Raw genomic sequence first — 9,475 nt, 5'->3', positions numbered from 1 at the left:
ATTTCTTTATCACTTTTTTCTTGATAAAAAAGTATTCAAAAAATCAAGGCTACGATTTTCGACAGTCAATTTACATCTCATTTCGGAAATGAATTAAATGATTCGTTTCACTCACTAATCATTTCGATCATTACATTTCGATGAATTGACTCTCGTCTGCTAATCGGAAGGCCATTTTATTTAAAAAAATGCTTCGACAAGCTGCGGAGGATATTGCTGATTGACGATTTTAGATTTTTGATTAATTAAACTATTTTTTTTATTCTATTTATATCATGTTCATTTTGGCTTGATCCAAAACATTTGAAATTAAAAGGAGAAGCCACGGTGTGGCTTAGGTATTCTAAATTTCTTTATTACTTTTTTCTTGATAAAAAAGTATTCAAAAAATCAAGGCTACGATTTTCGACGGTCAATTTACATCTCATTTCATGGAAATGATTAGATGATTCGTTTCACTCACTAATTATTTCGAACATTACATTTCGATGAATTGACTCTCGTCTGCTAATCGGAAGGCCATTTTATATAAAAAAAATGCTTCGAAAGGCTTTTGAAATTCCTCGATACCTCGGAATGACAGATTACTGATAAAAATAATGATGAGATCCTGAAACAAGTTCAGGAGGACAGTTGAATAAAATACTTCGTAATGACGAACCGGAAAATATTTTATAAAGAAAAAATAGAAATGATAGCCCGGATTGATTATTTTGTAATAACTGCTTATTAAAAAGCTGGTGTTACAAAATACTTTGATGAAAGGACTCGGGAAAATGAGTTGCGTAGCAAGGAACATTAAATTCCAATCGAAAATTAATATTCATATTAAAACATATAAATCCAGTTTTGTATATTTACTAAAACACAAAAGAATGTATACACCTAAATATCCGCAACGTATAATCTGTTTAACTGAAGAAGGTACCGAAGTTTTATACGCTATTGGTGAGCAAAATCGATTGGTTGGAATTAGTGGTTTTACGTATCGACCACCGCAAGCAAGAAAAGAAAAGCCTAAAGTTTCTACATTTTTAGATGCTAAATTTGATGAAATAATTGCTTTAAAACCTGATTTAGTGATTGGATATTCAGATTTACAAGCTGATTTGGCCGCAGAATTAATCCGTAGAGGAATTGATGTTTACATTTTTAATCATCATACGGTTGAAGGAATTTTGGATATGATTTTAAAATTCACTTCTTTAATTGGAAATCGTTTGGAAGGTTTAAAATTAATTAATGAGTACAATAGAAATTTAGATTTAGCATTTGAAATTGGAAAATCTATAGATTTTAAACCAAAAGTCCATTTTGAAGAATGGAATGAACCAATAATGACTGGATCTACTTGGGTAATGGAATTAATTGAACTTTGTGGAGGAAACTTATGTTTTCCGGATTTAAAAAATGAATTTCATGCAAAAAATAGAATTGTTTCGGAAAATCAAGTTATTGAGGCTAATCCAGATTTAATTATTGGTTCTTGGTGCGGAAAAATGTTTAAGCCTGATTTAGTTAAATCTCGTGAAGGATTTTCTGAAATTAATGCTATTAAAAACAATCAATTGTATGAGATTAAATCTGAGTTTATTCTTCAACCAGGTCCAGCTGCTATGACTGATGGATTAGCGCAGTTACAAAAAATAATTAAAGATTGTAGTGATTTTTATTCCTAATAAGTTTCTTCGACAAGCTCAGAAAAACAATTTGAAAGACTTCTCGACAAGCTAGAAGTAACATAAAATTGAAATGCTTGAATAATTTAAAGATTTCTGTATAAAAAAGGAATCCAAAAATGGATTCCTTTTTTTAAATTATTTTTAGAAAATCATGTTTACTTCACGTTCTAAAGTAACACCGAATTTCGTTTTAATATCTTGAATGATATTTTCAGATAAATCGTAGATTTCTTTCCCGGTTGCATTACCGTGATTCACTAAAACTAATGCTTGTTTATCATGAACACCTGCATCTCCAAAACGCTTTCCCTTCCATCCTGCTTGTTCGATTAACCAACCTGCAGCCAATTTGACTCCATTTTCAGCTGGATAATTTACAATGTTTGGATGTTGAGTTATCACTTTTTCAAAATCATCTTTAGAAATTACAGGATTTTTAAAGAAACTTCCTGAATTTCCGATTTGAGCAGGATCTGGTAATTTAGACTCTCGAATACGAACTACTGCAGCAGAAACATCTTGTATTGTTGGATTGGCAATTCCTTCACCCTCTAATTCTTTTTGAATAGCTCCGTAAGAAGTTTTTAATTGATGATTACGTTTCGTTAATTTAAACGTAACTGCAACTAAAACATATTGACCTCTTAATTCATTTTTAAAAATAGATTCGCGGTAACCAAACTGACATTCTTCGTTTGTAAAAATACGTTCATCACCAGTTTCAAGAGACAAAGCTTGCACCTCAACAATTGTATCCTTCGCTTCTACTCCATACGCACCAATATTTTGAATTGGAGCCGTTCCTACGTTTCCTGGAATTAGTGATAAATTTTCTAAACCTCCAAAATCCTGAGTTAATGTCCATTGGATAAATTGATGCCAATTTTCACTTCCCTGCGCTTTAATGTAAACAAAATCTTCGTCTTCATTAACAACTTCAATACCTTTTAAGTTTAGTTTTAAAGCTAATCCTTTAAAATCATTAACGAAAAGCATATTGCTTCCACCACCGATAAATAAGATTGGCAAATCTTTTTGACGACGAAAAACTAATGCTTTTTTTAACTCGGTAATATTATTTGCGTCCACAAAAAAATCTGCTTTTGCATCAACACCAAAAGTATTATATAATTTTAAAGAATAATTTTCGATGATATTCATCTTTCAATATTTTAATGGAATGAAAAGCTGAAATAAATTCAGCTTCACACTCTTTATTACGTATTTGTAAATTATCTTGTTGTACCAGGATATTGCTCTAACGCTTCTTTTAAAATCTCAACTGAACGAACTAAATCTTCAGTTTTTAAAACATAAGCTAAACGAACTTCTTGTACTCCTGCGTTTGGGGTACTATAAAAACCTGCTCCTGGCGCTAACATTACAGTTTCTCCGTTTGAGTTAAAAGATTCTAATAACCAAATTGCAAATTTCTCTGCATTATCAACTGGTAATTGAATCATGCAGTAAAAAGCACCTTTTGGATTTGGAACAATAACACCTGGAATTTCTTTTAAACCATTAACTAAAACATCACGACGCTTTAAGTATTCTGCACGACAATCTTCAAAATAATTTCCGACATTGTTATGTGCTAAAGTCGCCATGTATTGAGATAATTCAACCGGACTTAAACGAGCTTGAGCAAAACGCATAGCAACACCCATAAAATCTTGGTTACGTGTTACAATTGCACCAGAACGAGCACCACATAAAGAAAAACGTTTCGATTCTGAATCAATTACAATTGCATGATTTTTTAATTCAGGGAAACTTAAAATAGAAGTAAATGGTTCTTCTGTATATAAATACTCTGCATAAACTTCGTCAGCAATTAAATAAATATCATGTTCTAAAACAATATCACGTAATTGCTCTAATTCTTCTTTAGAGTAAACATATCCTGTAGGATTTCCTGGATTACAAATTAAGATTGCTCTTGTTTTGTCTGTAATCTTTTTTGCAAATTCTTCAACTGGTGGTAAACCAAAATTATTCTCTATTGAAGATGGAACTGGCACAATGTTTACATCATTTTCACATGTAAATCCGTTGTAATTCGCATAAAATGGTTCTGGAATAATTACTTCATCTCCTGGATTTGCAATAATTCCGAAAATAAATAATAATGCCTCTGATCCACCTAAAGTTGCAATAAAATCTGATGAAGTCACATCAATCCCCCTATTATTATAGTAAGATGCTAATGCTTCTCTGTATTCTAAAGTACCCTCTGAATGCGTATAAGAAATAATATTTGAAGGGAAATTCTTCAAACCTTCTAATACTGCTTTTGGCGATTCAATATCTGGTTGTCCAATGTTTAAGTGATAAACTTTTGTACCTCTTTGTTTTGCTGCATCTGCGTAAGGAACTAACTTACGAATTGGAGATGCAGGCATGTTTTGTGATTTATTTGATAAAACTAACATTTCTAAAATAATTTGTTGTTTGCTTGCCTTATTTGGTATTGTTTTTGTAATTTTAGATTGTAAATATACAATTCGTTTAATCTATAAAAAAAACTTTATTATGAGTAAATCAAATAATGCCGCAAAATTATTAGCTGGTTTAGCAATTGGTACAGCGATTGGAGCTGTAGTTGGATTATTATATGCACCTGAATCTGGAGCTGACACAAGAAAAAAATTAAAAAAAGAAGCTGATAAATTAAAGAAAGAAGCTGATAAATACGCTGGTGATTTTTCTGAAAAAGCTAAAAAAGCTAAAGCTGAATTAGAAGCTAAGTTAGAAGAAGTTAAAGCAAAATTAGCTGAGCAAAAAGACGAGTTAATGGCAAAAGCTGAAGAAGTTACAGGTAAAGCTAAAGACAAGGCTAAAGAAGTTAAAGACGAATTCCAAGAAAACGTTGGAGTTTAATTAATTGATCAAATACTGTAATCTATAATATTAATTCTAGCCATACTCTAATTATGTTTTCAGACGTAAAATCCTATGTGAACCAACGTATCACATTAACCAAATACGAAATTGTAGATTCTACAAGTAATATGTTTGCAAGTGGTATCTTTGCAATCATTGTTGCTGCTGCTGTATTATTTCTTATATTATTAGGAAGTTTAGCAGCTGGATTTCTGTTAGGAGATTACTTTAATAATTACGGATATGGATTTTTAGCCGTTACAGGAATTTATTTCTTATTCTTAGTACTTTGTTTAATTTTTAGAAAAAATTTAAAAAATCTATTAGCGGATATTGCTGTAGAAAGTGCTATGAATGCTATGACTAACCAAGATGATGACGAAGATGAAGAATAATCGAAAACAGATTAAAAATCTAGATGATTTAAGGTTAGCAAAAAAACGTCTGAAAGCAGAAATTCGTTCAAGTGAAAAAGCAAGTGAAAACTCTTTGATGAACAAAGCTTTTAACGCATTTTCTACTTTTTCATCGGATCAAAATTTTGCTAGTAACAAAGTAGAATCAACTCTACAATGGATTGGAGATAAAGCAAGTAACAAATATCCAATGAAAGGATTTAGTAAAATATTAATTTCTGGATTAATCGTAATTGCAGTTCCTATCATTACTGAAAAAATACAAGATTACATCAAGAAAAAGTTATAAACTATTTCAAATAAAAGGCACTCTAACTAGAGTGCCTTTCTTTTATATAATATTTCTAAAATCATTAAACACATCCACAAACTTTTGAAAAGGAATAAAATGTTCTAAATTTTCATCAATTTTAATTGTAACATTGTTTGATTCTTGATTTAATTTATCAAAAAAATCTAACTGAAGTTTTGGATTTACGACTTCATCTTTCATTCCAACCAAAACAAAAATATCTTTAGCAGGAACAATAGTAAAAGCTTCTTTTGGTATAAATGGTCTTACTTGCTCTAATGCTATTACTGCTGGATTTAACAATAAACATGGCACGTCTAATAAAATTGCTAAATGATAAATTAATATACCACCTAAGCTTGTTCCTGCAACAAAATCAATTTTTTCATCTTTAAAATTATCATATAACTTATATAATATTGCTGGATTATTATCATAATCTATATTTGGCGCATATATATCTCCAAACCTTTCTAAAAATGCTTTCTTTTCTTCTGTTACGTAACCCTGATAGCCGTGTAAATATATCCCTTTCAACATTTTATTTTCCATAAAAAAATCCATAACCTTTATGATTATGGATTTTAAATTTATGAATTTTAATCTAATTAAGCTTCTTGTTGTTCTGTTTGTTCTTCAGATTTTTTAGCATTTGGTAATTCACCTTTAAATAAGAAAGAAATAATTTCTTTATTAACCGTATCTAACATACGTTGGAAAATCATGAATGATTCTTGTTTGTAAATTACTAATGGATCTTTTTGCTCGTATACAGCATTCTGAGATGTTCGACGTAAATCATCAACATCACGTAAGTGCTCTTTCCAGTTATCATCAATTAAAGATAAAACAATCGATTTTTCGAAATCTTTAGTAATCGTTTTTCCTTGCGACTCATATGCTTCTTTTAAGTCACAAACAACTGTCATTTGACGAATACCATCTGTAAACGGAACTTGGATACGAGAGAACATATGACCTTGATTTTCATATACACCTGCAATTACAGGGAATGCCGTTTCAGCAACATATTCCATTCTCGCTCTATAATCTGCAATAGCAGCTTGATAAACGATATCTAATAATTGTTTTGCTGAAGTCGATTTAAATGTTGCTTCATCTACAGGAGTTCCCATTGTAAAGTATTTGATTAAATCTAACTCGAAACGAACAAAATCATCAAATTCTTTATTCTCTTTCACGATAGATGCAGAAACATCGTAAATCATATTTGCGATATCTACTTCTAATCGATCACCGAATAATGCATTACGACGACGTTTGTAAATTACTTCACGTTGTTTGTTCATTACGTCATCATATTCTAATAAACGCTTACGAACACCATAGTTGTTTTCCTCTACTTTTTTCTGAGCACGTTCGATAGATTTTGTAATCATTGAATGTTCAATAACTTCACCATCTTTGTGACCCATACGATCCATTAATTTTGCAATTCTTTCAGAACCGAATAAACGCATTAATGAATCTTCTAAAGAGATATAGAATTGAGAAGATCCTGGATCACCTTGACGACCCGCACGACCACGTAACTGACGGTCTACACGACGAGAATCATGACGCTCTGTACCAATAATCGCTAAACCTCCTAAATCTTTAACCTCCTGTGTTAATTTAATATCCGTACCACGACCAGCCATGTTTGTTGCGATAGTTACCGCACCTGGTTGACCAGCTTCTGTTACGATATCAGCTTCTTTCTTGTGTAATTTTGCATTTAAAACATTGTGTTGAATTCCACGTAATTTTAATGCTTTAGATAATAACTCAGAAACCTCTACATTAGTTGTACCAACTAAAACTGGACGTTTGTCTTCTTGAGATAACTTAGTAATTTCTTCAATTACAGCTTTGTATTTTTCACGATTAGTTTTGAAAACAACATCGTTTCTGTCGTGACGTAAAATTGGACGGTTTGTTGGAATAGAAACTACATCTAATTTGTAAATTTCCCAGAACTCACCCGCTTCTGTTTCAGCAGTACCAGTCATACCTCCTAACTTGTTATACATACGGAAGTAATTCTGTAATGTAACAGTTGCGAAAGTTTGAGTAGCTGCTTCAATTTTTACATTTTCTTTTGCCTCAATCGCTTGGTGTAATCCATCAGAATAACGACGACCATCCATGATACGACCAGTCGATTCGTCAACAATTTTAACTTCACCATCAACTACAACATACTCATTATCTTTTTCAAATAAAGTGTATGCTTTTAATAATTGAGACATTGTATGGATACGCTCAGATTTGATAGAGAAATCACGGAAGAACTCTTCTTTCATTAAAGCAACTTCTTCTTTTGATTTACCTGAATTCTCAATTGCAGCAATATTAGTAGATACATCCGGTAAAATGAAGAAATTTTCATCTTCCATACCTTTTGATAAATACTCAATACCTTTGTCTGATAAATCTGATTGATTTGATTTCTCATCAATTGTGAAATATAAGTGTTGATCCACTTTTGGCATTTCACGGTTGTTATCTTGAATAAAGTATGCTTCAGTTTTTTGTAATTGAGCACGAACTCCATCCTGAGATAAGAATTTAATTAAAGGTTTATACTTAGGTAAACCACGGTAAACTTGGTATAATTTGAAACCACCTTCTTTTAAATCGCCAGCTTTAAATAACGCTTTCGCTTCATTTAAAGTTTTACCTAACATTTCACGTTGAATGTGATATAACGTATCAATTTTTGGTCTTAAAACATCAAATTCATGACGATCTCCTTGCGGAACTGGACCAGAAATGATTAATGGTGTACGAGCATCATCAATTAAAACAGAATCGACCTCATCGACAATAGCAAAATTTAACTCACGTTGTACTAAAGCACTAGGTTCGTTTGCCATGTTGTCACGTAAATAATCAAAACCAAACTCATTATTCGTACCATAAACGATGTCACATGCATAAGCATTACGACGTCCGGCAGAATTTGGTTGGTGATTATCAATACAATCAACAGTTAGTCCGTGGAAATTGAAAATTGGACGCATCCAAGCCATATCACGTTTAGCTAAGTAATCATTTACCGTTACTAAGTGAACTCCACGACCTGTTAACGCATTTAGATAAATAGGTAAAGTTGCTACTAACGTTTTACCTTCCCCTGTTTGCATCTCTGCAATTTTACCAAGGTGTAAAGCTGAACCTCCGATGAACTGTACATCGTAGTGAGCCATATCCCATTTAACTTTACGACCAGCAGCATCCCATTCGTTGTACCAAATAGCAGTGTTTTCGTCTTTTAAAGTAACATAGTCAACTCCAAATTGAGCTAATTGTTTATCATAATCAGAAGCAGTAACTTCTAATTGTTCATTATTTGTAAAACGTTTACCAGTTTCACGTAGAACCGCGAAAGCTTCAGGTAAAATCTCTGTTAAAATTTTTTCCTCTATTTGGTAAGCCTCTTTATTTATTTTATCGATCTGAGCGTATAATGCTTCTTTCTCTGTATAATCAGAAGTAGCTTCAACTTTCTCTTTTAATTCATTAATTTGAGAAGTAAATTCTACAGTTGCATCTTTTAATTGCTTTTGGAAACTTGTAGTTCTTGCTCTTAATTCGTCAATAGTTAAAGCCTCTAAAGTAGGACCAAAGCTATTGGCTAAATCTACGTATTTACGTAATTCTTTTACATCTTTTTCATTCTTATTACCTAAGAATCCCTGTAAAATTTTATTAATAATATTCATATTGTAGCTCGTTCTTATCCAAACCACTAAAGGAATTGACCTTTAATAGTTTTCGATGTAAATATACATCAACTATGTTTGATATAGATGTTATAGAATTGAAAAAAGCCCCAATTTGGGCTTTTTTATATTAATATTCGTCTTCGTTCCAAAGGAAATCATCATCCGTTGGATAGTCAGCCCAGATTTCTTCAATACTTTCGTAAGAATCCCCTTCGTCTTCAATAGACTGTAAGTTTTCCACTACTTCTAATGGAGCTCCAGTACGAATCGCGTAATCAATTAATTCATCTTTTGTTGCTGGCCATGGTGCATCACTTAAGTAAGATGCCAATTCTAAAGTCCAATACATAGTTATATCTTTTTATTATTAGTAGAGACTGTTTAACTCTCTATTATCGATTCAAAAATTCGAAATTTCCGAATCAAATAATTTGCCAAAGTCAAACTGTCAGTCTTTTCTTAAAATTAATA

Annotated in this window: 9 protein-coding genes; 4 read left to right on the top strand and 5 right to left on the bottom strand. The window is 31.7% G+C overall.

Annotated features, from left to right (window positions below; all coding sequences use genetic code 11):
• The first annotated feature begins 875 nt into the window (after positions 1-875).
• Positions 876-1,679: a cobalamin-binding protein gene (locus EAH69_RS13195; RefSeq protein WP_121935681.1), complete on the top strand. Its 804-nt coding sequence runs from the start codon at positions 876-878 to the stop codon at positions 1,677-1,679.
• Positions 1,680-1,823: 144 nt separating this feature from the next.
• Here EAH69_RS13195 and murB read toward each other — a convergent pair whose 3' ends face one another.
• Positions 1,824-2,843 carry a UDP-N-acetylmuramate dehydrogenase gene (murB, locus tag EAH69_RS13190; RefSeq protein WP_121935680.1) on the bottom strand — a complete coding sequence of 340 codons (1,020 nt, stop codon included), beginning with the start codon at positions 2,841-2,843 and terminating at the stop codon, positions 1,824-1,826.
• Between the two features lie 71 nt (positions 2,844-2,914).
• Positions 2,915-4,114, bottom strand: a complete 1,200-nt coding sequence (locus tag EAH69_RS13185; RefSeq protein WP_121935679.1) for a pyridoxal phosphate-dependent aminotransferase — start codon at positions 4,112-4,114, stop codon at positions 2,915-2,917.
• 100 nt (positions 4,115-4,214) lie between these two features.
• On the opposite strand from EAH69_RS13185, the gene EAH69_RS13180 reads away from it, so the two are divergent.
• Genes EAH69_RS13180 through EAH69_RS13170 form a run of 3 tightly spaced genes read left to right on the top strand, consistent with a single transcriptional unit; the run spans position 4,215 to position 5,270 of the window.
• On the top strand, positions 4,215-4,562 hold the full coding sequence (locus EAH69_RS13180; protein ID WP_121935683.1) for a YtxH domain-containing protein: 348 nt from the start codon (positions 4,215-4,217) through the stop codon (positions 4,560-4,562).
• 53 nt (positions 4,563-4,615) lie between these two features.
• Positions 4,616-4,960, top strand: coding sequence for a phage holin family protein (locus EAH69_RS13175; RefSeq protein ID WP_121935678.1), 345 nt, complete (start codon positions 4,616-4,618; stop codon positions 4,958-4,960).
• Positions 4,950-5,270: a hypothetical protein gene (locus tag EAH69_RS13170; protein WP_147439151.1), complete on the top strand. Its 321-nt coding sequence runs from the start codon at positions 4,950-4,952 to the stop codon at positions 5,268-5,270. The genes EAH69_RS13175 and EAH69_RS13170 overlap by 11 nt, the downstream gene beginning before the upstream one ends.
• Before the next feature lie 42 nt (positions 5,271-5,312).
• Here EAH69_RS13170 and EAH69_RS13165 read toward each other — a convergent pair whose 3' ends face one another.
• The 3 genes from EAH69_RS13165 to EAH69_RS13155 form a co-directional block, all read right to left on the bottom strand.
• Positions 5,313-5,837 carry a YqiA/YcfP family alpha/beta fold hydrolase gene (locus EAH69_RS13165; protein ID WP_121935676.1) on the bottom strand — a complete coding sequence of 175 codons (525 nt, stop codon included), beginning with the start codon at positions 5,835-5,837 and terminating at the stop codon, positions 5,313-5,315.
• A 44-nt stretch (positions 5,838-5,881) separates the two neighbouring features.
• A complete protein-coding gene (gene secA, locus EAH69_RS13160; protein WP_121935675.1) occupies positions 5,882-9,001 on the bottom strand; it encodes a preprotein translocase subunit SecA in 3,120 nt (1,039 codons plus the stop codon).
• 130 nt (positions 9,002-9,131) lie between these two features.
• Complete coding sequence (locus tag EAH69_RS13155) at positions 9,132-9,353, bottom strand: DUF2795 domain-containing protein (RefSeq protein ID WP_019976296.1); 222 nt, start codon at positions 9,351-9,353, stop codon at positions 9,132-9,134.
• Positions 9,354-9,475 lie beyond the last annotated feature (122 nt).

The sequence above is a fragment of the Faecalibacter macacae genome, from assembly GCF_003687725.1.
Taxonomy (GTDB): Bacteria; Bacteroidota; Bacteroidia; order Flavobacteriales; family Weeksellaceae; genus Empedobacter; species Empedobacter macacae.
The sequence above is the reverse complement of the archived record's forward strand: the minus strand, read 5'-3'. Positions and strand labels throughout refer to the sequence as shown.